The sequence below is a fragment of the Prolixibacter sp. NT017 genome (genome assembly GCF_009617875.1).
Classification (GTDB): Bacteria; Bacteroidota; Bacteroidia; order Bacteroidales; family Prolixibacteraceae; genus Prolixibacter.
On the sequence record NZ_BLAV01000001.1, the window covers coordinates 4,842,445 to 4,866,591 of the forward strand.

The 24,147-nt window shown below is 46.4% G+C and carries 20 protein-coding genes; 15 read left to right on the forward strand and 5 right to left on the reverse strand.

Annotated elements, in window-relative coordinates; genetic code table 11:
* Window positions 1–3: 3 nt before the first annotated feature.
* On the reverse strand, window positions 4–846 hold the full coding sequence (locus GJU87_RS20135) for a 1-acyl-sn-glycerol-3-phosphate acyltransferase (RefSeq protein WP_153641108.1): 843 nt from the start codon (window positions 844–846) through the stop codon (window positions 4–6).
* Between the two features lie 297 nt (window positions 847–1,143).
* Between GJU87_RS20135 and GJU87_RS20140 the strand changes: the two genes are divergently transcribed.
* Genes GJU87_RS20140 through GJU87_RS20210 form a run of 15 tightly spaced genes read left to right on the forward strand, consistent with a single transcriptional unit; the run spans window position 1,144 to window position 18,272 of the window.
* Complete coding sequence (locus tag GJU87_RS20140; RefSeq protein WP_153641109.1) at window positions 1,144–1,605, forward strand: division/cell wall cluster transcriptional repressor MraZ; 462 nt, start codon at window positions 1,144–1,146, stop codon at window positions 1,603–1,605.
* A 19-nt stretch (window positions 1,606–1,624) separates the two neighbouring features.
* Window positions 1,625–2,524 (forward strand): 16S rRNA (cytosine(1402)-N(4))-methyltransferase RsmH, encoded by a 900-nt coding sequence (gene rsmH, locus GJU87_RS20145; protein WP_153641110.1) that lies wholly within the window; start codon window positions 1,625–1,627, stop codon window positions 2,522–2,524.
* Window positions 2,525–2,526: 2 nt separating this feature from the next.
* Entirely contained in the window at window positions 2,527–2,874 is a 348-nt protein-coding gene (locus tag GJU87_RS20150) for an FtsL-like putative cell division protein (protein ID WP_106541333.1), read from the forward strand.
* 6 nt (window positions 2,875–2,880) lie between these two features.
* Window positions 2,881–5,016 (forward strand): penicillin-binding protein, encoded by a 2,136-nt coding sequence (locus GJU87_RS20155; RefSeq protein ID WP_153641111.1) that lies wholly within the window; start codon window positions 2,881–2,883, stop codon window positions 5,014–5,016.
* The gene (locus GJU87_RS20160; RefSeq protein ID WP_153641112.1) at window positions 5,017–6,483 is read left to right on the forward strand and encodes a UDP-N-acetylmuramoyl-L-alanyl-D-glutamate--2,6-diaminopimelate ligase; all 1,467 of its coding nucleotides are present in this window, start codon (window positions 5,017–5,019) and stop codon (window positions 6,481–6,483) included. It abuts the gene before it with no gap.
* Between the two features lie 6 nt (window positions 6,484–6,489).
* Entirely contained in the window at window positions 6,490–7,740 is a 1,251-nt protein-coding gene (gene mraY, locus GJU87_RS20165) for a phospho-N-acetylmuramoyl-pentapeptide-transferase (RefSeq protein ID WP_153641113.1), read from the forward strand.
* A gap of 2 nt (window positions 7,741–7,742) precedes the next feature.
* A complete protein-coding gene (gene murD / locus GJU87_RS20170; protein ID WP_153641114.1) occupies window positions 7,743–9,083 on the forward strand; it encodes a UDP-N-acetylmuramoyl-L-alanine--D-glutamate ligase in 1,341 nt (446 codons plus the stop codon).
* A 12-nt stretch (window positions 9,084–9,095) separates the two neighbouring features.
* Window positions 9,096–10,322, forward strand: a complete 1,227-nt coding sequence (locus GJU87_RS20175; RefSeq protein ID WP_153641115.1) for an FtsW/RodA/SpoVE family cell cycle protein — start codon at window positions 9,096–9,098, stop codon at window positions 10,320–10,322.
* Between the two features lie 40 nt (window positions 10,323–10,362).
* Window positions 10,363–11,475, forward strand: coding sequence for an undecaprenyldiphospho-muramoylpentapeptide beta-N-acetylglucosaminyltransferase (murG, locus tag GJU87_RS20180; RefSeq protein WP_153641116.1), 1,113 nt, complete (start codon window positions 10,363–10,365; stop codon window positions 11,473–11,475).
* Window positions 11,472–12,857: a UDP-N-acetylmuramate--L-alanine ligase gene (gene murC, locus GJU87_RS20185; protein WP_153641117.1), complete on the forward strand. Its 1,386-nt coding sequence runs from the start codon at window positions 11,472–11,474 to the stop codon at window positions 12,855–12,857. The genes murG and murC overlap by 4 nt, the downstream gene beginning before the upstream one ends.
* The gene (locus tag GJU87_RS20190; protein WP_153641118.1) at window positions 12,850–13,602 is read left to right on the forward strand and encodes a cell division protein FtsQ/DivIB; all 753 of its coding nucleotides are present in this window, start codon (window positions 12,850–12,852) and stop codon (window positions 13,600–13,602) included. Before murC ends, GJU87_RS20190 begins: the two co-directional genes overlap by 8 nt.
* 6 nt (window positions 13,603–13,608) lie before the next feature.
* Window positions 13,609–14,949 (forward strand): cell division protein FtsA, encoded by a 1,341-nt coding sequence (gene ftsA / locus GJU87_RS20195; RefSeq protein ID WP_153641119.1) that lies wholly within the window; start codon window positions 13,609–13,611, stop codon window positions 14,947–14,949.
* A gap of 33 nt (window positions 14,950–14,982) precedes the next feature.
* Window positions 14,983–16,335: a cell division protein FtsZ gene (gene ftsZ, locus GJU87_RS20200; RefSeq protein WP_153641120.1), complete on the forward strand. Its 1,353-nt coding sequence runs from the start codon at window positions 14,983–14,985 to the stop codon at window positions 16,333–16,335.
* A gap of 38 nt (window positions 16,336–16,373) precedes the next feature.
* A complete protein-coding gene (gene ftsZ, locus GJU87_RS20205; protein WP_228492063.1) occupies window positions 16,374–17,798 on the forward strand; it encodes a cell division protein FtsZ in 1,425 nt (474 codons plus the stop codon).
* 24 nt (window positions 17,799–17,822) lie between these two features.
* A complete protein-coding gene (locus tag GJU87_RS20210; protein ID WP_153641121.1) occupies window positions 17,823–18,272 on the forward strand; it encodes a GatB/YqeY domain-containing protein in 450 nt (149 codons plus the stop codon).
* Between the two features lie 164 nt (window positions 18,273–18,436).
* Here the strand turns inward: GJU87_RS20210 and GJU87_RS20215 are convergent, their stop codons facing one another.
* The 4 genes from GJU87_RS20215 to GJU87_RS20230 all read right to left on the reverse strand — a co-directional run bounded on the left by GJU87_RS20215 (window position 18,437) and on the right by GJU87_RS20230 (window position 24,130).
* A complete protein-coding gene (locus GJU87_RS20215; protein WP_153641122.1) occupies window positions 18,437–20,545 on the reverse strand; it encodes a SurA N-terminal domain-containing protein in 2,109 nt (702 codons plus the stop codon).
* Window positions 20,546–20,640: 95 nt separating this feature from the next.
* Window positions 20,641–21,909 (reverse strand): hemolysin family protein, encoded by a 1,269-nt coding sequence (locus GJU87_RS20220; RefSeq protein WP_106541435.1) that lies wholly within the window; start codon window positions 21,907–21,909, stop codon window positions 20,641–20,643.
* Window positions 21,910–21,927: 18 nt separating this feature from the next.
* The gene (gene lptC, locus GJU87_RS20225) at window positions 21,928–22,539 is read right to left on the reverse strand and encodes an LPS export ABC transporter periplasmic protein LptC (RefSeq protein ID WP_106541346.1); all 612 of its coding nucleotides are present in this window, start codon (window positions 22,537–22,539) and stop codon (window positions 21,928–21,930) included.
* Window positions 22,511–24,130 (reverse strand): hypothetical protein, encoded by a 1,620-nt coding sequence (locus tag GJU87_RS20230; protein WP_194831596.1) that lies wholly within the window; start codon window positions 24,128–24,130, stop codon window positions 22,511–22,513. Before GJU87_RS20230 ends, lptC begins: the two co-directional genes overlap by 29 nt.
* Window positions 24,131–24,147: the final 17 nt, after the last annotated feature.

Here is a 24,147-nt window from a genome sequence, read left to right on the forward strand (position 1 = left end):
CACTTATTTTTGAGTATTCGGTGCCATGTCGTAAACCTTCGATTTTACCCAGGCTGCCCATCCATTTTGCGATTTTTCCTTTGAGAAAGTCTGCCACGAAATGGGTTCACCGAATGTAATACTTATCTCTTTTCCCCTCTGTTTGAATGTTTCGTCAGGCAAAAAAAACATTTCAATGTTGAATTTCAAACCAATGAACTTGCGGAAATTGGCTAGCCGGTAAAAAAATCCGGAATTTCTGCCGGAAATGTGAACCGGTATCACGTCTCGCTGATACTGTATCGATTTTTGTATGAAGTGTTTGTGCCATGCTAAATCGACTACTTCCCCGTTGATGCGTCTTGAAGCCAGTCCCGACGGAAAGATGAGTATTTGGTTGTCTGATTCATACGCTTCCTGTATCACTTTGGCGGCTTTTCGCTGACTGCCGTGCTTGTTGATCGGAACAAAAACAGGAGCCAACGGTGGAATTTTTGTTAACTCGTCTCTTACCAGGAATTTGGACGGACCCATTTGATGTGTCACCTGGCTGAGGAGCAACATTCCATCGAAACCTCCGAGCGGATGGTTCGATGCAAAAATGTATCGTCCTTCCCCGGGAAGATTATCGAGTCCGTGAAAATCGAATTTGATTTTAAAATCACTGATAACGGCATCACAGAATTCTACTCCCGTCAGGTGTCCATAATCCCGAATAATCTGGTTAACCTCCTTGATATGTAATTTGTAGTTCAGATAACGATACACAAATCCCGGAATCCGGGACGCCAGTTTAGGGCTTTTATCCGCGATAAGCTCTTTTAGTACAATCGGTTTTAACTTTTGAACCGGTTCTCTTTGCTCCATAGGAATTGTCGTTCAACTGTGGCGAAATTTACTAAAAAATTGATCGTGTAAAGAATGGCCGACAATTTAAAGCCGTTGTAGAATGGATTTCCCAAATGAAGTGTATCTTTGAATTCCAAAGACAGAAAAACCACTCTCAACTTTAAGATTTCAACAATTACAAGGTGTTTATCAACATGGTTATGAACATTGATGTCAACAAAATGTTGACAAATTTGCTAAGTGTCTCAATGTGTCATACTTTGTCAGATAGTGTAAAAAAGATACCTTTACATGAAAATGTAGGTAATTTGAGCCATGATCTCTTTCACCAGCGTATATCCTGTAAATGTTGACGGTAAAGGCCGTGTCGTGCTTCCGGCTCCTTTCAAGAAGGAGATGGGAGACGCGTTGGAAGTGGTGTATGTGGTGGAGAAAGATATTTATGACAAATGCCTGAACGTTTATCCGCTCTCGGCATGGCACCGGAAAGTGGATAAGCTTCGTCAGCGGGTTAATATGGATGATCCGCTCCACAGTAAAATGCTTTCCCGTTATTTCGAAGAAGTGGTGAAAGTAAATATGGCTGATAACGGAAGGCTCAATGTTCCCAACGAAATGCTGGACTATGCAGGAATTGGCAAAGAAGCCATTTTTGCCGGTCAGGGCGAACGGATGAGATTGTGGGAGCCTGCCAGACATGAAGCTTCACGGATTTCCGACGAAGATTTTGTGCGGCTTTACAAAGAGTTGCTCGGTGGTCCGGCCGATAGTTTTTGACCCTTCAAATTGCTGAGTGATGAGTGAATACCATGTACCCGTGTTGTTGGATGCAAGTGTTGACGGTTTGGCGCTGAAACCGGGTGGAGTATATGTGGATGTGACGTTTGGCGGAGGAGGACACTCGCGCAGAATCCTGGAGAAACTCAAGGGCGGCAAATTGCTGGCTTTCGATCAGGATGTGGATGCCCGGCAAAACCTTATTGATGACGATCGTCTCATATTTGTTCAGCATAATTTTCGGTTCCTGAAAAATTTCCTCCGCTACTACGGATTGGAAAAGGTGGATGGGATATTGGCCGATTTGGGCGTTTCGTCGCATGAGTTCGATGAAGCAGAACGCGGTTTTTCTTTTCGCTTCGACGGAAAGCTCGATATGCGGATGAATCAAACCGCTGAAAAAGATGCGGCATCGATTGTGAATGAATACGAGGAGAGTGAGTTGATGCGAATTTTCAGAACCTACGGGGAAGTCAAAAATGCCAGAAGACTGGTTTCATTAATCACAAATGCCAGATCGCAGGAGCCGGTTAATACAATTGGTCAGTTCCTGAAAGTGATTGAACCTTGTGTGCCACCCAAAACGGAGAAAAAGTACCTGGCACAGGTGTTTCAGGCGCTTCGTATTGAGGTGAACCGGGAAATGGATGTGCTGAAAGATTTTCTGGAAGCCATTCCTGAAGTGTTGAATCCCGGAGGGCGCTTCGTCGCTATCACCTATCATTCGCTGGAAGACAGGATGGTGAAGAACTTTGTCAGGAGTGGCAAGGTGGAAGGAACGATTGAGAAGGACCTGTACGGAAATTATGAAGTCCCGGTGAAGGCGGTCAACCGGAAGCCGATTGTGCCGGATGAAGATGAGATAAACGATAATCCGCGGGCGCGAAGTGCCAAATTGCGGATTGCAGAAAGAATATAATTATGCCGGAAAAGAACAACCGAAAGAGATACCGGGTTTCGTTACGGACCATTTTGAATGGCCGTATCCTGGAAAGTGACTGGCTGAGGAGAAACCGGTTGTTGATTTTTGTCGTGGTGGTCATGTTGCTGGTTAATATCTCCATTCGGTATAAGTCGGAGAAAACCATTAGGCATATTACCGCCCTTCAGGACTCGCTGAAGGAATTGCGTTCTGAATCTGTTGCGGTGGCAGCCGAGCTGATGAAGATGAGCCGGCCTTCTGAAGTGATGGACCGAGTGGAGAAAAGTAACCTAGGGCTTGAGGTATCGAAGGAACCTCCCCGAAGATTGTATGTAGATAAAGAATAGTGGTTGATGGAAATCCGGAAAACCATACTAACCCGATTTAGCCTGTTTTACGTGGCTGCAATAATTTTTGCCCTCCTTCTGATGGGCAATATTTTTATTATTCAGCAGGATAAAAGCTGGGATCAGAAAGGTGAGCGGCTTGACGTAAAAGAGGTGACAATCCCGGCCCGGCGAGGTGATATTTGTGCCGACGACGGGAGGCCACTGGCTACATCGGTTCCTTATTATGAGTTGCGAATGGATTTAGCGGCACCGGGTGTGAAAGAGGTCTTCAACGCGAAGGTTGATTCCTTGGCTTATTACCTGGCCCACTTTTTCAGAGATAAATCGGAGGCAGCTTACCGGCACGAATTGCGCTCAGCTTATCGTCAGGGAGCCCGCTATCATCTGATCAATCCACGAAAAGTGAATTACCTGGAGCTGCAAAAAATTGAAAAGTTCCCCATTTTCCGTCGCGGACGAAACCGGGGTGGCTTAATCGCCGAGCAGGAAAATCTTCGGGTTTACCCTTTCGGTAATATGGCTACAAGAACGCTGGGACGAATGAGTAGTACGGTTTATGGCGGAACCCATGGAAGCGTTGGCTACTACGGACTGGAAGAAGCGTACGAAAGTTACCTGAAAGGCGAAGACGGCCTTGCCCTGAAACGGAACTTGTCGGGAAGATGGTTGTACGTGAGCAAGGAAGATCCGCAGGACGGTTACAACCTGATAACAACCATCAATGTCAATTTTCAGGATATGGTGATGCATGCCTTGAAGAAAGAGATGGTTGATAGTAGGGCAAAATATGGAACGGCTGTCCTGATGGATGTCAAAACCGGCGATATTAAGGCGATTGCAAATTACGGACGAGATGACAATGGCGATTTGGTTGAAGGCTATCAAAATTATGCCATCGGTAACTCCGGAAATGCTGAGCCGGGCTCGACTTTCAAGTTGGTATCGCTGATGGCGGCGCTGGAAGATGGGAAAGTAGACACGTCAACGATAGTAGATACCGGAAACGGTGTATGGAAATATAAAGATCGTACGGTGTATGACAGTGACTGGCGGCATGGTGGACATGGAAAGATTACCATGAAGCAGGTCTTCGAGCTGTCTTCGAATGTTGGGGTTGCCAAAATCATTACCAAGGCTTACGCCGGACACGAACGGGATTTCGTTGACCGGATTTATAGTTTTGGATTGAATCAACCCGTTGATTTGGGGATTAAAGGCGAGGCGAAGCCATTCATCAAGTATCCCGGTGGTGGCAATGGTTGGTCGGGTGTGACCTTGGCTTGGATGTCGTTTGGGTATGAGCTGAAACTGACGCCGTTGCAGATGCTGACTTTTTATAATGCCGTTGCCAATAACGGACGGATGGTGGAGCCACGATTGGTGCAGGCAATCGATAGAAACGGACGTGAGGTCAAGGAATTTAAAACGAAGGTGATGAATCCGAAAATCTGTTCTTCCGAAACGCTTAATAAGGTGCACGATATGTTACGCGGCGTGGTGGTGCGGGGAACGGCTAAATCCCTAAATACACCGGCTTACGAAATTGCGGGAAAAACAGGTACAGCACAGGTGGCAAACCAAAGCGAAGGATACTTCCATGCTTCGGGACGGATTTACCAGGCGTCATTCGTGGGATATTTTCCGGCTGATAATCCGCGGTACTCGTGTATTGTGGTCATCAATGGTCCGAAAGGCGCTTATTACGGTGGCTCGGTAGCCGGCCCGGTTTTCCGCGAAATCTCGGACAACGTGTACGCCAGCGACCTGCGGATGCACGATGATTTGGATATTTCGGCTTTCGCCGGAAAACAGGACTATCCCGGAGAAGTTTCGGGTAAACGAAAAGATTTGGAAGAGGTGCTGGATGATGCCGATTTGCTGCATGGCTGGTTTCACGGTAGTAGCGAATGGGCCGAAATGGATACCACCAACCATGATGTGGAGCTGGGTCCGTTGAAGGTTGTTCCGGGTGTGATGCCCAAAGTGACAGGCATGGGTGCATCGGATGCTGTTTACATTTTGGAAAACCGGGGCCTGCGTGTTTCTGTTTCCGGTCGTGGTAGAGTGCTGACGCAGTCGATACCGGCCGGAACGAAATATCAGACCGGGCAGTCGGTGAGATTAAGATTAGGAGAATAAATGAAGAATTTAAACGAAATATTATCGGGGTTAAGCGGGCTGGAAGTTTCCGGATTCACGGATATTCCGGTTGCCGGAGTCGCTTTTGATTCACGTAAAGTGAAACCGGGATTTTTGTTTGTTGCTGTACCCGGAACACAGGTCGATGGCCACCAGTTTATCGAGAATGCCATCGCTGATGGAGCTGTAGCTATTGTTTGTGAGCGTTTGCCGGAAAAACAGAATTCGGATGTGGCATGGATTCAATGTGAAAATTCTGCCAGGGTGTTGGGTGAAGTTGCTTCCCGTTTTTATGGAGAACCATCGGCGCAAATGAAGGTGGTAGGTGTAACCGGGACGAATGGGAAAACCACCATTGCTACATTGTTGTACCAGCTATTCGGTATGCTCGGTTACAAAACGGGTTTGCTTTCGACTATCTGCAATTATGTGGGTGATGAAAAGCGACCATCGACGCATACCACGCCCGATCCGGTTCAGATTCACGAGCTGATGGCCGAGATGGTGGAAGCCGGATGCAGTTATTGCTTCATGGAGGTGAGTTCGCACGCTATTCATCAGCAACGCATTGCTGGTATTCAGTTCGATGGGGGCATCTTCACAAATCTGACACATGATCATCTGGACTATCACAAAACATTCATTGAATACCGGAACGCTAAGAAAATGTTTTTCGATGGACTGAGTAAAGAAGCATTCGCGTTGACCAACTCTGACGATAAGAATGGTATGGTGATGCTTCAGAATACCGATGCGCAGAAACTAACCTATTCCATGCGTTCGCTCGCTGATTTTCGGGTGAAGGTGCTGGAAAGTCATTTCGATGGGATGTTGTTGAGTGTGGACGGAACGGAAGTTTGGTCGCACTTCATCGGCAATTTTAACGCGATGAATTTGCTGGCCGTGTATGGAACGGCTGTTTCGCTTGGCGCGGAAAAAGAAGAAGTATTGCAGCAAATGAGCTTGCTGAAGCCTGTGGATGGGCGCTTCGAAATTATTCGTTCTCCGCTGGGCGTTTTTGCTATCGTCGATTATGCGCACACGCCGGATGCCTTGAAGAATGTGCTTTCATCGATCAATGAAATTCGTACCCGGAACGAAACGCTTTTCACGGTAGTGGGAGCCGGAGGGAATCGTGATAAGACGAAACGACCGGAGATGGCCCAGGAAGCGGCTTCTGCCAGTGATCGTGTTATTCTGACGGCCGACAATCCGCGTTCGGAGGATCCGGAAGCAATTATTGCTGATATGATGATCGGTGTGGAGGCACATCAGCGGAACAAAGTGTTGGCGATTTCGAATCGGAAAGAGGCGATTCGCACAGCCGCCATGATGGCGCGGCCCGGCGATATTATCCTGGTGGCTGGGAAAGGACACGAAACGTACCAGGAAATTAAGGGGGTGAAACACCATTTTGATGATCGTGAAGTTATTCGGGAAATATTCGGTGTAACCGGACAAAACTAATTTAATATGCTCTATTACTTGTTTAAATATCTTGAATCGTTGAATTTCCCGGGTGCGGGGATGTTCGAGTATCTCTCGTTCCGGTCGGCCCTGGCGATCATCACCGCCCTGTTGTTTTCCACTTTCGTAGGAAAGAAGATCATCCGCATTCTGCAGCGCCAGCAAATTGGTGAAGAGATTCGCGATCTGGGTCTCGAGGGACAATTGCAAAAACGGGGAACGCCGACCATGGGAGGAATCATTATCCTGTCGTCGTTGTTGGTGCCGGTGCTTTTGTTTGCCAAACTTGACAATGTTTATATTCTGTTGATGATTATCACGACCGTATGGCTCGGTTTCATCGGTTTTGTAGACGATTATATCAAAGTTTTCCTGAAAGATAAAGAAGGCCTTGCCGGCAAATTCAAGATTCTGGGACAGGTTTCACTGGGATTAATTGTAGCAGCTACGCTCTATTTCAGCAAGGACGTGGTCATCCGAGAGCGGGTAATGAACCCTGATGGAAAGGTAAAAACAGAAATCCTGGTGAACAGTATGACCGGTGAACAAACGGTCAGCCAGGTAACCCGCGATGTGAAATCGACCAAAACTACTATTCCGTTTGTAAAGAATCACGAATTCAACTACAAATGGCTGGTTTGGTTCATGGGTAATAAAGCTTCCGAGTGGGGCTGGCTCGTTTATGCCCTGGTCATCATTTTTATTATAACCGCAGTGTCGAACGGAGCCAACCTCACCGATGGTCTGGACGGTCTCGCGACGGGGACTTCCGCGATAAGTGGCACAACGCTGGGAGTGTTTGCCTACCTCAGTGGTAACCTGATATATGCCGATTACCTGAATATTATGTATATCCCGCAGGTTGGTGAACTGACTGTTTTTATGGCGGCTTTCATTGGTGCGGCTATTGGATTTTTGTGGTACAACTCTTTCCCGGCCCAGGTTTTTATGGGCGATACAGGAAGTTTGGCCATGGGAGGAATTTTAGCCGTGTTCGCCATCATCGTCCGGAAGGAAATTCTGATTCCGCTGTTGTGCGGTGTTTTCCTGGTCGAAAACCTGTCGGTGATGATTCAGGTAGCATATTTCAAGCATACGAAACGGAAATACGGTGAAGGGCGCAGGGTGTTTCTGATGTCGCCGCTTCATCATCATTACCAGAAAAAAGGCATTCCTGAAGCCAAAATCGTTACGCGGTTCTGGATTATTGGGATTTTACTGGCAGTACTGACTGTAGCAACATTGAAAATGCGTTAATCATGACCCCAAAAAAACTGGTCATATTAGGTGCAGGCGAGAGCGGAATAGGTTCCGCGATTCTCGGTCAGAAGAAAGGATTTGACGTGTTCGTTTCGGATAGCGGAACGATAAAAAATAAATACAAAAGCGTTCTTTACGAGAATGGAATCCGGTGGGAGGAAAAGCAGCATACCGAGGCTGAAATCCTGTCGGCCGATTTGGTGATGAAAAGTCCGGGTATTCCTGAAAAAGTGCCATTGGTTCAAAAACTATTGGAAAAAGGAATTCCGGTTATTTCGGAAATTGAATTCGCCGGAAGGTACACGCAGGCAAAAACCATCTGCATTACCGGAAGCAACGGAAAAACAACCACAACCCTGCTCATTTACGATATGATGAAAAGGGCAGGATTGAATGTTGGGGTTGCCGGAAATATGGGAAAAAGCTTTGCCTGGCAGGTCGCTGAGGAAGATTTCGACCTGTATGTGATTGAGCTTTCCAGCTTTCAGCTCGACGGGATGTACGATTTCCGGGCTGATGTAGCCATCCTGCTGAATATCACTCCCGACCACCTGGACCGGTACGATTACCAGATGCAGAATTACGTGAATTCGAAGTTCCGCATCTTGCAAAACCAGCGTCAGGAAGACTTTTTTATCTATTGTGCTGATGATGATATCATCACTACGGAGATCGAAAAAAGGGATATTCACGCACAGATGATCCCGTTCTCCATTGAAAATCAACTGGCCTTTGGGGCCTGGATTGAAAACAACGAACTAATAGTTAGCATTAATCATAATTCATTCGCAATGTCCATATTCGATTTGGCTTTACAAGGAAAACACAACATGTACAACTCTATGGCGGCAGGTTTGTCGGGAGTCGTTTTCCGGTTACGAAAAGAGAAGATTCGCCAGTGTCTCACCGACTTTCAGGGAGTGGAACACCGGCTCGAACGCTTCATCAGGGTTCATGGTATCGAGTTTATCAATGATTCGAAGGCCACCAACATCAACTCAACCTGGTATGCGCTGGAAAGCATGAATACGCAGGTCGTATGGATTGTTGGCGGAGTCGACAAAGGCAACGATTATTCGATGCTCTACGATTTGGTCAAGACCAAAGTGAAAGCCATTGTTTGCCTCGGAAAAGACAACCGGAAAATTATCGATGCATTCAGCGGTATGGTAAAAGACGTTATCGATACGGATAGTATGGAAGAAGCGGTTCGGAACGCATATTTCCTGGCCGGCGAAGGCGACACGGTGTTGTTGTCTCCGGCCTGCGCCAGTTTCGACCTGTTTCAGAATTATGAAGAACGCGGCCAGATGTTCAAACAGGCCGTACGAAACCTTTAACCGGATTGAAAGATGGGATTTGGCGTTTACCGGAAATATTTCAAAGGCGATAACATCATCTGGGCAGTGCTGGTAGCACTCTCCATTGCTTCCATGCTGATTATTTACAGCTCGACGGGAGCACTGGCTTTTCGTGTAGCAGGCGGAAATACCGCTCACTACCTGATTCGCCAGACATTGATGCACTTGCTCGGATTTGGAATTATTCTGGTAATGGTCAATATCATTCCCATTAAGTTTTACAACCGGACTGCGAATTTAGGTATGCTAACTGCGTTCTTTTTCATCATTATGGGATTGGTTTTTGGCCGGGCCAGTGGTGGAACAGGGCGTACCTTGCCACTTGGATTTATCACTTTTCAGCCAGCTGAGTTGGCGAAAGTGGCGCTGGTTATCTGGGTGTCCCGTATTCTGGCCAACAACCAGACCAGTAAAGAGAGCCTGAAAAAAGCGTTTGGTAAAACATTGTTGGGGGCAGCCGCCATTTGTGCCCCAATTGCCGTGGCCGACTTTTCAACTGCCGGCCTGCTTTTTACAACGGTAGTCATTATGATGTTTGTTGGACGGGTGCCTTTCAAATATATGATGCTGCTTGCGATGGCCGGAGTCGCGTTGGTGGCTATACTATATTTCATTGCACCTCATCTTCCCGACGGAGGTCGTTCAGGACGTATCAAAACTGTGCGTGCCCGAATTGAGCGCTACATACACGGCGACAAACGCTCGGAGAAAGGGTTGACGCAGGCCGATTTTGCAAAAATTGCCATTCACCGCGGTGGATTTGGTGGTGTAGGTACCGGAAATAGCACGGTGAGTAACTTTATGAGTGCGGCCTATAACGACTTTGTTTATTCCATTATTATTGAGGAATATGGAATGTTTGGCGGAGGTGTCATCCTGTTGTTTTACATCATGTTGCTGACGAGGGGAGGAATTTTGCTGAAGAAGAGTAACCGGACGTTCCCGGCTTTTCTGGCTACCGGAATAACAGTGCTGCTCTTTATGCAGGCCATGATCAATATGGGGGTGTCGGTGGGGATTTTACCCGTAACCGGACAGCCGTTGCCGTGGATAAGCTGGGGAGGAACATCGCAGTTGTTTACGGCCATTGCTTTTGGACTATTGCTGAGTGTAAGCTCTCAAAATAATAAAGAACGTCGCGAGGAGATTGAGCACAAGTTCCACTCGACGGAAGATTTGCCCGATGAGGACGTGCAGTTGAAGGAAGAAACGGTTTAACTGTTTCCTGTCGGGAATAAGTTTTTTGAATCAGAAGAAAATGAAAACATACAAATTCATCATTAGCGGAGGCGGAACCGGAGGTCATATTTTTCCGGCTATTTCCATTGCCGACGGTCTGAAGCAACGGTATCCGGATTGTGAGATCCTGTTTGTGGGAGCTGAGCACAAAATGGAGATGGAAAAAGTTCCGGCGGCTGGTTACACCATCGAAGGTCTGCCGGTAGCAGGTTTCCATCGCGGCGAGATTTGGCGCAACCTGTCGTTTCCGTTCAAGTTGCTTCGTTCGATGATGAAAGCACGTAAAATTGTCACTTCGTTTCGCCCCGATTGTGTGATTGGCGTAGGTGGTTATGCCAGCGGCCCGGTGCTCAGGGTTGCTACTAACAAAGGATTGCCTACAGTTGTTCAGGAACAGAATTCTTTTGCGGGTGTGACCAACAAAATTCTGGCGAAGAAAGTCGATAAGATTTGTGTGGCTTACGATAAAATGGAGCGCTTCTTTCCTGCCGGGAAGATTGTTTTCACCGGAAATCCAATACGAAGCAACCTGCTTGAAGGGCAGAAGAATATTGAGGAGGCGCGGAAATTTTTCCAGTTGGAAGAAAACAAACCGGTTCTGTTGATTGTCGGCGGAAGTTTGGGAGCCCGTTCCATCAACGACAGTTTGCTGGCGCAGTTTGATGCATTGAAAGATTCCGGTATTCAGGTGATCTGGCAAACCGGGAAATTTTATTATAAATCCATCAGCGAAAAGCTGGAAGGAAAACTTCCTGCCCATATTCACTTGATGGAATTTATTCCGCGAATGGATTTGGCTTATGCTGTGGCCGATTTGGTCATCTCACGGGCCGGAGCGGGAACGATATCTGAACTTTGTCTGGTAGGCAAACCATCCATTCTGGTTCCGTCGCCTAACGTGGCAGAGGATCACCAGACCCGAAACGCCATGGCGTTGGTAGAAAAAGAAGCGGCCGTATTGGTTAAAGACAGCGAAGCAAAAGAGAAGCTGGTTCCTGAGACTTTGAAGTTGATCACTGATAAGCTCCAGTTGGAGAAACTGGCAGCGAACAGCACAAAAATGGCTTTGCCCAATGCGACCCGCGATATTGTAGAGGTTATTGCTGAATTGCTCGAAAAAAGAGAGTCATGAATCTGGAGAAGGTACATAGGGTTTATCTGCTGGGTATCGGCGGCATCGGGATGAGTGCCCTGGCACGTTATTTCCGTTTTCACGGAATGCGCGTGGAAGGTTACGATCGCACCGAAACGGAGTTGACCCGTGAGTTGGAAGAGGAGGGAATTTACGTTCACTACGAGGCCGACTTGAAATATGTACCACCATTTAACGCATTGGATAATACGCTGGTGATTTATACGCCTGCTATCCCGGAGTCAAATATTGAGTTACAGTTCTTCCGGAAAACCGGAACGGCGATATACAAACGTTCTCAGGTGTTGGGCATTATTGCTGCCGAGAGTCAGTGCATCGCAGTAAGCGGAACACATGGCAAAACATCGGTAACAACCATGACCGCTCATTTGCTGCATCAGTCATCCGTTGGTTGCACCTCTTTTATGGGAGGAATTTCGAGGAACTACCATACCAACCTCATCCTTCCCGAAAAGGAAACCAATGTGGTGGTCGCTGAAGCTGATGAGTTCGATCGGTCCTTTTTACGGTTGTTCCCGCAAAGGGCAGTGATTACCTCAATCGATCCGGATCACCTGGATATCTACGGTGACTTTTCGCATCTGCTCGATGCATTCAAAAGTTTTGTCGGGCAGGTGAACAAAGGCGGCGAGGTATTGTACAAAAAGGTACTTCCGGTAGAGGCAGCCTGGAATGAGGAGGCTAAATTCTATACGTATTCCATCAAAGGGAAAGCAGACTTTTACGGTACGAATATCCGGGTGGAAGACGGAGCTTATCATTTCGATTTGGTGACGCCTTTCGGCGAATTTGCCGATTTACGCCTGGCTTACCCTGGACTGATGAACGTGGAGAATGCCGTTGCCGCTTGTGGATTGGCTTTGCTTTCCGGAGTTACAGGTGATGAGATTCGCGAGGCGTTGGCAACTTACCAGGGTGTTGTCCGCCGTTTCGATATTCGCTTTCGCGGAAAAAACGTAGTGTACATCGACGATTATGCGCATCATCCGAAAGAGCTGGAGGCGACAATTCATTCGGTTCAGGATATGTTTCCTGACAGGAAGGTGACGGGGATTTTTCAGCCACACCTCTATTCCCGGACACGGGATTTGGCAGAAGACTTCGCCGCGAGTTTGAGTCTGCTGGACGAATTGATTTTACTGGATATATATCCCGCAAGGGAAGAACCGATTCCGGGCGTGGATTCTAGATTAATACTGGAAAAAGTAACGATAAAAGACAAAATACTTTGCAGTAAAGAGGATTTGCCCGAAGTTGTTGAAAAGCTCGATACAGATGTTTTGCTGACGTTGGGCGCTGGCGATATCGACCAGTGGGTGGAACCGATTGTGGAAGTATTGAAGAAGAAAGAAGATGTTTAAAAAGTTTCTGCATATCATTTTGTGGGGCGCGACCATTATGCTCATCGTGTTTTCGCTCGGTTTTTCAGCGCGAAAATACAAGCAGACGCGTTGTGTCGGGCTGGTGGTCGATGTGAGTGATTCGGCTCAATACCGGTTCATCGACAATGATGATGTGGAGAAGTGGATTCAAAAGAAATATAACGGGGTTTTTGGTAAGCGACTAGATTCCATCAACACGAGAACGATTGAAGACGGTCTGGAAAAGTTGCAGGCCATCGGCAAGGCTCAGGTATATACGACTTTGTCGAGCAATACCGGTGAAAAAGGTGGTTCGCTGGTGGTACATATCGAGCAGCGTCGTCCCATTTTCAGGGTGTTTACCAGCGGTTTGGATTACTATATGGATAAGGAAGGAAATGTGATGAATTGGACGCCTAAATATACGGCAAGGGTTATCCTGGTGGGCGGTTCGGTTTCCCGGAAATTTGCCAGAGAGACCTTGGTCCCGTTGGTGTCGTACATCGATTCGGATGATTTCCTGAAAGCGCAGATTGACCAGATTTACGTGGATGATGACAGCGATTTGACAATGATTCCACGGATTGGGGATCAAGAAATTGAATTTGGAAAAGCCGATGATTACCGGATTAAGTTCCGGAATTTGAAGGCACTATATACCGAAGGTTTTCGACACGGAGGATGGTCGAAATACAAAACCATTAACCTCAAATACAGAAATCAGATAGTGTGCACAGAAAAATAACTTCCTATGAGTTCAATGAAAGAAATGACCGCTGCAGTAGATATAGGTACTGCGAAAACGACTGCCATCATTGGTCGCTATACCATTGATCGGAAACTGGAGGTCGTTGGCTATGGAAGTACGGATACCCGCGGTGTCAGGAATGGCGTTGTGGTGAATATTGAAGAAGCCGGACAGTCGATACGGGAAGCGGTGGATGTAGCTTGCCGCGGATTGAAACTGAAAGTTCGTAGCATTTATGCCGGTTTGTCGGGACAGAAGATTCGTACCCGGTCGGCCAGCGGCTACCGGATGATTGATAAGGACGGTGAAGTAACCCGTGAGCTGGTGTCATCGTTGTACGAAGAAGTGGGCCGCTACTCCCTTCAACCGGGAGAGAAAATATTTCATGTGGTTCCTCAGGAATTCATTGTGGATGGAGAAATGGGAATTCAGCAGCCTGTTGGGATGGCCGGTAATCGCATCGATGCGATGTTCAATCTCATTTTGGCTCCCGATTCTTACCGCATCAACCTTCGTCGTTGTGCCGAGAAAGCTGGTTTCGAGCTAGCTGGTGTATTTGTCAATCCTTTTGTGCAGGGAGAGGCTTATCTCACCGAAGACGAGAAAGAAGCCGGTGTTGTTTTAGTCGATTTTGGTGCCGGAACGACGGGCGTTTCGGTATATTATGAGAATAGACTCCGACTGGCCGCAGAACTGCCTTTTGGTGGCGCCGTGGTTACCCGCGATATAAAAGAAGGATGCAACATTATCGCCCGGCACGCTGAGCTCCTGAAGGTACAGTTTGGAAGAGCACTGGCTGAGCTGGCACCCGACAATAAAGTCGTGCAGATTCCCGAATCGGACGGATGGCCTGCCAAGGAAGTGAGTTTCAAGAACCTTTCTCATATCATTCAGGCCCGGATGGAAGAAATTCTGGAAGGTATCAGTTACCAGATCGAATCAACGGGACTGATGCATAAGCTAGGGGCAGGAATCGTGATAACCGGAGGTGGAGCAGGAATGGCCGATATGGAGAAGCTCATCAGCTTTAAAACTGGTCTGGATGTTCGTTTTGGACGCCCGGTGATTCCGATGAAAGAACTGCTCTTTGCTGAACAAGTCAATGGCCCGGAAGCCGCTAATATTCTTGGTCTGTTGGTGAAGGGATTGAAGAAGCGCGAAGGAATGCGCAACGTCGACGCGATGGTTATTCATGAAGACGAGGAAGAGGAAAGACCGACCAACCATCGTCAGCAACACAAACAGAACGGAGGCAGCTTCAAAGGTGTCTTCAACAATCTGTTTGAAAAAGCCCGGGATGGTCTCGGAAACCTGATCTCGGATGAAGATATGGAAATGAACTAGACTACGAGGTAAAACAACCAAAAGCAATACGGTATGTCATCAGAAGAAGATCTGCTCAATTTTGGTTTTAAGCATAACCAGGATTCCATTATTAAAGTCATAGGTGTTGGTGGAGGCGGTGGAAACGCGCTGAACTACATGTACCGGAATGGAATCAGCGGCGTCGATTTCATCATTTGCAACACCGATGCGCAGGCGCTGGAGAATAGTCCTGTTCCCGTAAAGGTTCAGCTGGGAGTCTCGCTGACCGAAGGTCGTGGTGCCGGGAACAAGCCTGAACAAGGTGAGCAGGCCGCTATCGAAAACCTGGCTGATATCCGGAAGGTGCTGGCGAACAATACCCGGATGGTGTTTATTACTGCCGGGATGGGTGGTGGAACCGGAACGGGTGCTGCCCCGGTAATTGCTCAGCTGGCCCGCGAAATGGATATTCTGACGATTGCGGTCGTGACGCTTCCGTCGGAAAAAGAGGGAAAAAGGCGTTTTGAGCAGGCGATGGCCGGGGTGAACAAACTGAAGAAATTTGTCGATAGCTTGTTGGTGATCAGCAATGAGAATCTGCATAAGATTTACGGCGATCTGCCCGCATCTAAAGCATTCGCCCAGGCGGATAATATTCTGGCTACAGCCGTGAAAGGTTGTGCCGAGATCATCACCCTGCATGGTAATATCAACATTGATTTTGCCGATGTGAATACCGTGATGCGTGGCAGTGGCGTCTTCATTATGGGGTCGGGAATTGCCGATGGAGAGGACCGGGCCATGCGGGCGGTGAAGGAAGCGTTGATTTCTCCGCTTCTGGATAGCAATGACATTTACGGAACGGAAAACATTCTGCTGAATATTACTTCCGGAGACGAGGAAATCCTGATGGGTGAGATTGGGCAGATAATCGATTATCTTCAGGATGCCGCCGGTGATGATGCCAATATTATCTGGGGAAATGGTCGTGATGAAAAACTTGGTTCCAAGATTTGTGTGACACTGATTGCGACCGGCTTCCAAACCAATCCGAATCGTCGGATGGCTCCGGAACAGGAACCCACAAAAGTTTCGTTGCAGGATGCAAAAACCGAATTTGCCAGAGAGGAGATGAAACTTCCGCTTATCGAGGAAAAACACATCGAGCCGGAGGGGGAAATTTTTGAACCGGTGTCAAGGCAAAAAAGTTATCTCGATGAAGATGATCTTCAGGTAGAAAATGATTTTCGGGAAGAACAGGAGAGACCTTCCTATCAGAAGAAGAACCAGCGGAAGAAGAGCGAAGAGAAAAGGAATCGCAGCAAAAAAGAGAAGGAAGAAGTGACAGCAGAGCCCATAACCAATTGGTTTGTCAAGCAGTTCAACACGTTCTTCAGTGACAACGATATGGAAATGGATGAATAATATTTGAATTGGGTAGAATTAAACTAAAAGAGTGAGATATGGCCGAACTGATGAATTTTGAATTGCCGGAGAAGCAGAATTGCATCATTAAGGTAATAGGTGTTGGAGGAGGCGGTGGAAATGCGGTCAACCACATGTTCCGGGAAGGGATAAAAGATGTAGATTTTGCCGTCTGTAATACCGATGCACAGGCATTGGCTAGCAGTCCGGTACCCACACAGGTACAACTGGGTGCTTCGCTGACCGAAGGACGTGGTGCGGGAAATAAACCTGATGTTGGGCGTGAAGCTGCCCGGGAGAATATAAAAGAGGTGGAAGAGATTCTTTCGCATGGAACCAAAATGGTCTTCATTACCGCCGGAATGGGCGGAGGTACAGGTACCGGTGCGGCTCCTGTTATTGCCGAAGCAGCCCGGAAGCTGAATTTGCTGACTGTTGGTATTGTAACGATTCCTTTCCGGAATGAGGGAAGAAGACGGATTGAGCAGGCCATAAAAGGCATTCGCGAAATGGAAGGTAATGTAGACTCCTTGCTGGTCATTAATAACGAACGCATCCGTGAAATGTATGGCGATTTCCCGATTTCGAAAGCCTTTTCCAAGGCCGATGATGTGTTGGCCATTGCCGCTAAAGGAATTGCTGAAATTATTACGTATCACGGTTTCATCAACGTTGACTTCGAGGATGTGAAAACGGTGATGAAGGAATCGGGTGTTGCCGTGATGGGCTCCTTCCGGGCAACCGGAGAAGAGAGAGCTTTAAGAGCGGCTCAGGGAGCTCTGAATTCACCGTTGCTGAATAATAATGACATTCGGGGCGCGCGAAATATACTAGTGAATATCACTTCCGGTGACAAGCAGGAAGTGACGATGGACGAGATGAACCTGATTAACGAGTATGTGCAGGAAAAAGCCGGAAACTCAGCGGATTTGATTTATGGTGTAGCAATCGAACCATCGTTGGAAGATTCCATTTCGGTGACGGTGATTGCGACCGGATTTAAAACCAGCTCGATTCCAGAGTTGAGAACAGACAAGAAAGAGCCCGCCGAAAAGGTTTCTTTGCGGGACGAGAAGGAGAAAGTGCCATCGAATATTAGTGGCCAGGTTGGAATGTCAGACGATGATAAGGATTTGAAAAAATCAAACACCCCGGTTTTTGAAGGTGAACCGGAAGATGAGTTTGCGCCGCTATATGGACCTTCTCCGAAGGAAAAGAAGCCCGGTAGTAGCCGTATTGAGGAGCAACGTAAGCAAGTGATGCAGGTTGATTTCTCGACGCTTTCGGATGATGAAATCGACAAGATAAGTAACGAGCCTGCTTATGTGCGCCGCATGATGCGCCTGGAGAGTGAGAAAAAGAGAAAGGCGGCTGAGGTTTCCCGGTTTTCGCTTTCAGATAATAAAGATGAAGGGCCAAAGTTGCGGCGAAACAACTCTTTTTTACACGATAAAGCTGATTAATTAACGCATTAATACCCAATAATCATGAGTTTGTTCGATCAAATCAATGCCGATATTAAAGCGGCTATGCTTGCCCGCGAGAAGGGGAAGCTGGAAGCTTTGCGCAATATCAAAAAAGTACTCATTGAAGCCAAAACCGCCAAAGCAGGACAGGAAGAACTACCGGATGATGTTGCTCTGAAAGCCATTGCCAAGTTGGCCAAACAGGGAAAGGATTCTGCTCAAATCTACAAAGAACAGAACCGGCAAGACCTGTACGACCAGGAAATGGAGCAGGTGAAGGTATTTGAAGCTTATCTTCCGTCGAAGATGAGTGACGAGGAATTGACGGCTGCCGTGGAAAAAATTATCGCTGAACTTGGTGCTGAATCGATGAAAGACATGGGAAAAGTAATGGGAGCTGCGAATGCAAAATTAGCCGGGCGAGCTGAAGGAAAGGATATAGCGGCAAAAGTGAAAAGTCTGCTTTCCTGATGATTGTCAGTCGATTTGTGTTTTAATAACCCTACCTTTCTTTCCTCCGGGAATCGTAGTTTCGCAGCTTTTTTATCCCGGAGTTGATAAAAAGAAAACCCCGCAAGTGATTGCGGGGTTTTCTTTTATATCTCTGTTTTTCCGGTTGCCCGGAAGAAATTTCATTAATAGAATTTCGACCGTTTGTCAACGATATCAGATTCTTTCTTCAGAGTTTCGAAAGCCTGCGTATTGGCCTGGTAGCTCTGAGTCATCATCAGCTGAGCTTTGTCTCCGGCAATGTCAGTATCGGTACCTTGCTTAATATTGGTTACTTCCAGCATATACACGCCGTTGTTACCTTTAATCGGGTTCGAAACTTTGTGCAAACCAAGTGTGGTAGCTGCTCCGATAACAGCAGGTTCAACACCGGCACCCGGAACTGAATAAGAATTGAAGGTCAGGTTCTGAGCCTGTTTCTCGTTCACATTCAATGCAGCTGCTAACGCTACCAGGTTGGATTTGCCTTCCATCTGCTTAGCAATGTAATCACCTTTCTGCTGCTTCCTTACTGCGAGTTCAACGCGGTCTTTTACAGCTGAGAAAGGAGCGATACCTTTTTCCTGGATTCCGGTAACTACAGCGATAACGAAATTGTCTCCCAGTTCGAAGATTGGTGTTCCTTCGTAGCTGACAACAAGTTTGCCAACTTCCGAATTGTTAAACGCCGAGCGAATCAGGATCCGGGCATCTTTGAGGCCATTGATGTTTTGCTGGTCCTCTTTGATGGTTGCATATCGCTTATCAAGTCCCTCTTTGGCTATAGCCTTGTTAAACGCATCTTCCGTTTGGTTTTCACCCGCGAATTTCGAAGCCTGGGAGTAAACATCCTGGTAAGTCTGGCTACTTGGCTCAATCTTACGACTGATGGTGGCCAACTGAACGTTTGGAGCTGTTTTTCCGCGTTTGGTAACCTGAAGCAGGTGAATACCATACTGGGTTTTTACCTCTTTTACTTCATTCACTTTGGCTGAGAAAGCCGCATCGTTAAATGCTTTCACCATCGTTCCGCGACGGAACCAACCTAGATCACCGCCATTGTTCGCAGAACCCGGGTCCTGTGAGTATTTCTCTGCCAGCGTTGCAAAATTAGCACCTTTCTGAATCAGTGTTTTCAGACTGTCGGCCAAAGCCTGCGCTTTAGGCGCATCAGCCTGACTGGTAACACGAATCAGAATATGACGTGCTTTGACTGAATCGGGAAGGTTTTCGAACTTCTCTATTTTCGTCAGCTTCCAGGTTCCGCCCTCTTTATACGGACCGTAGATATCACCTACTTTTCCGCTGAATGCGAAATCACCCAACTCAGGCGACAATTCATCCTTCTTGTAAAAGGAATCATCGAAAGGAACATCGGAATTGACATTGACAAATGCCACGTCATCGTTGGCACTGGCAAATTCAGTTTTAATGTTCTCGATCCATTGGTGAGTACTTGCCTTATCCGATTCCGAGGGCTCTACAGGGAAGACCACATATTCGATCCGGCGCGCAGCATCCTGCTTGTACAATTCCTGATGATTGTTGTAGTAGGTCTGCATTGCAGCATCGGATACAGTGACAGCACTATCGGGTACGGATGCGTATGTTTTTGCAATAAAATTGATGTCAACCTGATGATTTTTGTTGGCTACATCTTGCTTCGCTTCTCCGGTGGTAACATAAAGTCCCTTTGATACCAAATCGTTGTACTTCGTGAATTCACGTTGCGAAACAATTTGTTTTTCCATAAACAGCCAATAAGCTTTTTGCTGTGCTGTTCCATTCGTTTCCAGATGTTTCAGGAATTGAAGGACAGCCGAACGGTTTACCTGGCCGGTTTGCGGATCGCGGAAAAGCTGTTGAACAATGGGACTAATGTTATTTCCCTGAACCATATCGAAAAGTTCATCAGAACTTACACCGATTCCCAGGTCTTTATAAATACCGGTCATCACGTAGTGACGGACCATGTTTTGCCAGGTTTGCTCACGAATCTGATCCAGTGTTTTTTGATCAACGGAATTCGTTCCCGAATTCATTTTGTAAATCTCGGTCAGTTCGTCAAGTTTCTGCTGGAACTCTTTGTAGTCGATACTTTTTCCGGCAATCTCAGCAATTTCCATCTGTTTTCCCCGCAAAAGCGAACGTCCGGAACGAAGCATATCGCCCAGAATGAACGCCAACAGAGCCAAACCAATAATTACTGCAACCAGAACACCAGCCTGGTTCCTAATTTTCTGTAATGTTGCCATTAATGTTCAGGTTATTTATTTAAATCTTTTGTTTAATTCTTTGGGCTACGAAGATAATAATTTTAGAGTACCCATCGCTTTTGATGGAATCAAAATTACGTGTTATCCAATATTTTCAGTTCAATGAGCTCAATTCTCGTCTTGGATCCTCTCAATACTTTAAACTGAAATTTGTCGATGTCTATAATGGTATTCATGGTGGGAATACTTCCGTACTGATGAAGAATGTATCCGGCGATGGTTTCGTAGTTGTCGTCAACCGGTAAACCGAGGAAATATTTTTCGTTGATCTGGTCGATTTTCATTCGACCCGAGAAGATGTAATGCTTGTCGTCAATCTTGCGTTCGACCAACTCAACTGTGTCGTGCTCATCTTCAATCTCTCCAAAAATTTCTTCCAAAATATCTTCGGTGGTAACGATGCCTGCGGTTCCTCCAAACTCATCAACGACAACGGCCAGACTTTTGTGCTCATGCAGAAATTTCGTTAGCAGCTTGCTGGCTTCCATGGTTTCCGGTACAAAGATGACTTTTCGGAGAGAAGTTTTAATGTTTTCCTGATTGTGAAAGAGGTCAGATGAATGGAAGTAGCCGATGACATTATCGATGCTCTCGTTGAAAACAATGATTTTGGAAAAACCAGTTTCGATGAAACGCTGGCGTAGATCATCCATGGGGGTATCAACCTCTACTGCTTCAATTTCAGGTCTCGGCACAAGGCATTCTCTCAATTTTACTTTTGAAAAATCGAGTGCATTTTTGAATAGCTTGATTTCATTTTCAACTGTTTCGGAAACTTCCCCTGCCGAAGCTTCACTCTCGCCGATGAACTTATTCAGATCGACGCGGCCAAATACCAATTGCTCCTGCTCTTGTACAATTTCTGTTTTGAATACTTTCCTGAGCAGTAACCTGGATATCTCCATGGTGAACCAGGTGATTGGATAGAAAAGGAGGTAAAAAATGCCTACCGGGATGGCGAAAATATTCAGGGCAAGGTTCGGTTTTAACCGAAAAAGCGTTTTGGGCAGAAATTCCGCCACGAAGAGAATAACGAGGGTCGAGAGGAGTGTCTGAGTGATTAGCGAAAGCGTGTCGTTAGTAACAATGGGAGTGACGATGGGGTCCAGCATTTTGGCAAATGCGATACCGTAAACGACCAGTGCCACGTTGTTGCCAAGAAGCATCGTGGCGATGTAATGCCCAGGTTTCCGGGTATACAGAGTGAGTAGCCTGCTGTTTAAAAAGTTCCTGTTTTTTTCTAACTCAAGGCGCAGTTTATCGGAAGATACAAATGCCATTTCCATCCCGGAAAAAAAGGCGGAAGCGGCAAGTGTTCCAAATATGATTAGAAAAACGTTCATGTTTGGCAGGTTCAGCAATTATTGATCTTCGTTTACGTAAAGCGTTCCTTTCGGTTGAAGAATTTTCCAGTTTTTTAGATTTTCATCCGACTCGAGACCGATACCGGTAATCACCTGGTCGCTCCGGATGATGCGCACATATTTATCGGAGAAAATTCGTTTTTCCTTTTGCAACCAGGTCAGCTTTTCGGTCTTCAACGTATCCCCATCAGCATTCACTGCCACCACATTACCAATAGCCACCCATTTTTGCTCTTTCTCGAAGTGTTTGCCGTAGTTGGCTGAAATGCCGGAAGTAATCTTCTCGTTCTTATCGAACTCAACAATATGAAAACCGTCAGGAAATTCGGTGTAAGGTTCTTTTTTATTATCGTACTGAAGCAGACGCGGGGTTGTCAGTCGGTAACGCACCACACCAGAGTCAGTGTAAGTCATCTCGAAATTGTTGGCATCGACTGTCGGTAATTCTTCCTGCTCAATCAGCTTTGAAGGAAGGTCAGCTTCAACCTTGGACTGACAAGACAAAAGAAGCATTGCTGCTCCTAATGAAAGGGCAGCAATGCTTGACTTAATCAGTATTTTAAATTTATATGCCGTAGTATTAACGGAGTCGTACTTTTGTTGTTTCATTAATCCAGCCTCCCACTTTGTAAGTATCTCCGGCATTGTATCCCTGGAAGAAAGCATTCTCCTTGTTTGGGAAATATTGTTTGTAAATGTTGATATTCTTATTGGCTTCTGCCGCAACTGACGGATCTACTGCTTTTGCTTTTTCAAAGTAGTCAACTGCCAATACAAATACCATTGCTTTTTCAAAGTCCTTATCGCTGAAAGTTTTCGCTGAAGCAGCATAAATGCTTCCCATCAACAGGTAAGGCTTACCGTTGTTCGGTTCCAGATTGATGGCTTCGCGAGCATCATTCCGTGCAGCCTGGTATTGTTTCTGGCTCAGCTCAACAGTGCCCAATTCGTAAAGGTCGAGTGCTTTTTGCTTCGTATCTTTTTCCAGCGAGATAGCCTCTTTGTAATACTTAATGGCTTTGGCAAAGTCCTCTGTTTTGATGTACAAGCGAGCCATTGAGAATGCAGACTGTGCAGACGGCTCCAGTTGGTAAAGCTTATCGGCTGCATTTTCGTAAAGCTTGCTGTCGGTACAGTTTTCACTGTTCAACAAATACAGCATCTTGCGCAGCATGTCAACATCATTCGGATTTTTCTCGAATTTCGGCGTATACAGCTTGATCAGGGTTTCGCAATCGGCAGCACCTGAGTTTTCGAAGATAGTATTAATATTATCCGCAGCTATCTGGTATGCCTTGTCGTTGGGGTCTTTAGCCAGGTTTGCATTGGCTACAGCCAACGTTTTATCATACACCTCCATCACTTTATCCGATTGGAATTCACCGGTTTTGAAAAGAACGGAAGTACCTTGCATCAACTGAACCAGCACCGCTGCTTCTGTTTTATTACCCTGCAGCTCCAATGACTGTTGCAACCAATCGTAACCTGTTTTGTAGATTTCATTCAATTGATCGTCTGTCAGCTGATCTGCGTGCTCGAGTTTGTATTTCAGGTATGTAGTGGCTTTACGTCCCAACAGGAATCCTTTGTCATCGAAGTATTTCATTCGCTTGTCGTAGATAGACAGCAACTTGTCAAGCAAAGCCGGTTTTTCTGAATCGGAAGCCTTGGAAAGCATATCCTCGTACATCTTAATACCTACAATGTAGACATTGACCGATGATTTAGGATATTTCTTGTAAATATGTTCCCATGGCTTGAGAGCCGATTTATAGTCTTTCATCTGGTAGAACTGGTCATACAATGAGTAGCTACTCATGTAATCTTTGTCCTTGGCTTTAATCAGCTGCGATTGAGTACGGAGATCAACTCCGGTTTCATTTTCTTCTGTCTTGTCCGGCTTCTTACCAATGTACATGTTGATGACATCTTTATTGTTTCCTTCGATGTCCAGTTTTTCTTCGCCGGCAGGATAACTGAATTTCAGATATTTGGTCTTGTCACTTATCTGCAGTTTGTATTTGCCGTCGAAACTTGTAAAAAAAGAATCGTTTGTACGGTTGGCAGTAACAGTAACACCTGCAGCGGGTTTACCATCAATATATACCGTACCAGTAACCGTTCGCTGTGCCATTGCGCCAGCGATTCCCAACGTGTAGGTTAGGATGAGTACTAAAGCTGTTCTGATAATCGTCTTCATATCCATACCAATATGTG

What these genes read in the sequence shown, in the direction of transcription:
- GJU87_RS20135 (WP_153641108.1), bottom strand. Translation starts at nt 846, where the DNA reads ATGGAGCAAAGAGAACCGGTTCAAAAGTTAAAACCGATTGTACTAAAA.
- GJU87_RS20140 (WP_153641109.1), top strand. Translation starts at nt 1,144, where the DNA reads ATGATCTCTTTCACCAGCGTATATCCTGTAAATGTTGACGGTAAAGGC.
- rsmH (WP_153641110.1), top strand. Translation starts at nt 1,625, where the DNA reads ATGAGTGAATACCATGTACCCGTGTTGTTGGATGCAAGTGTTGACGGT.
- GJU87_RS20150 (WP_106541333.1), top strand. Translation starts at nt 2,527, where the DNA reads ATGCCGGAAAAGAACAACCGAAAGAGATACCGGGTTTCGTTACGGACC.
- GJU87_RS20155 (WP_153641111.1), top strand. Translation starts at nt 2,881, where the DNA reads ATGGAAATCCGGAAAACCATACTAACCCGATTTAGCCTGTTTTACGTG.
- GJU87_RS20160 (WP_153641112.1), top strand. Translation starts at nt 5,017, where the DNA reads ATGAAGAATTTAAACGAAATATTATCGGGGTTAAGCGGGCTGGAAGTT.
- mraY (WP_153641113.1), top strand. Translation starts at nt 6,490, where the DNA reads ATGCTCTATTACTTGTTTAAATATCTTGAATCGTTGAATTTCCCGGGT.
- murD (WP_153641114.1), top strand. Translation starts at nt 7,743, where the DNA reads ATGACCCCAAAAAAACTGGTCATATTAGGTGCAGGCGAGAGCGGAATA.
- GJU87_RS20175 (WP_153641115.1), top strand. Translation starts at nt 9,096, where the DNA reads ATGGGATTTGGCGTTTACCGGAAATATTTCAAAGGCGATAACATCATC.
- murG (WP_153641116.1), top strand. Translation starts at nt 10,363, where the DNA reads ATGAAAACATACAAATTCATCATTAGCGGAGGCGGAACCGGAGGTCAT.
- murC (WP_153641117.1), top strand. Translation starts at nt 11,472, where the DNA reads ATGAATCTGGAGAAGGTACATAGGGTTTATCTGCTGGGTATCGGCGGC.
- GJU87_RS20190 (WP_153641118.1), top strand. Translation starts at nt 12,850, where the DNA reads ATGTTTAAAAAGTTTCTGCATATCATTTTGTGGGGCGCGACCATTATG.
- ftsA (WP_153641119.1), top strand. Translation starts at nt 13,609, where the DNA reads ATGAGTTCAATGAAAGAAATGACCGCTGCAGTAGATATAGGTACTGCG.
- ftsZ (WP_153641120.1), top strand. Translation starts at nt 14,983, where the DNA reads ATGTCATCAGAAGAAGATCTGCTCAATTTTGGTTTTAAGCATAACCAG.
- ftsZ (WP_228492063.1), top strand. Translation starts at nt 16,374, where the DNA reads ATGGCCGAACTGATGAATTTTGAATTGCCGGAGAAGCAGAATTGCATC.
- GJU87_RS20210 (WP_153641121.1), top strand. Translation starts at nt 17,823, where the DNA reads ATGAGTTTGTTCGATCAAATCAATGCCGATATTAAAGCGGCTATGCTT.
- GJU87_RS20215 (WP_153641122.1), bottom strand. Translation starts at nt 20,545, where the DNA reads ATGGCAACATTACAGAAAATTAGGAACCAGGCTGGTGTTCTGGTTGCA.
- GJU87_RS20220 (WP_106541435.1), bottom strand. Translation starts at nt 21,909, where the DNA reads ATGAACGTTTTTCTAATCATATTTGGAACACTTGCCGCTTCCGCCTTT.
- lptC (WP_106541346.1), bottom strand. Translation starts at nt 22,539, where the DNA reads ATGAAACAACAAAAGTACGACTCCGTTAATACTACGGCATATAAATTT.
- GJU87_RS20230 (WP_194831596.1), bottom strand. Translation starts at nt 24,130, where the DNA reads ATGAAGACGATTATCAGAACAGCTTTAGTACTCATCCTAACCTACACG.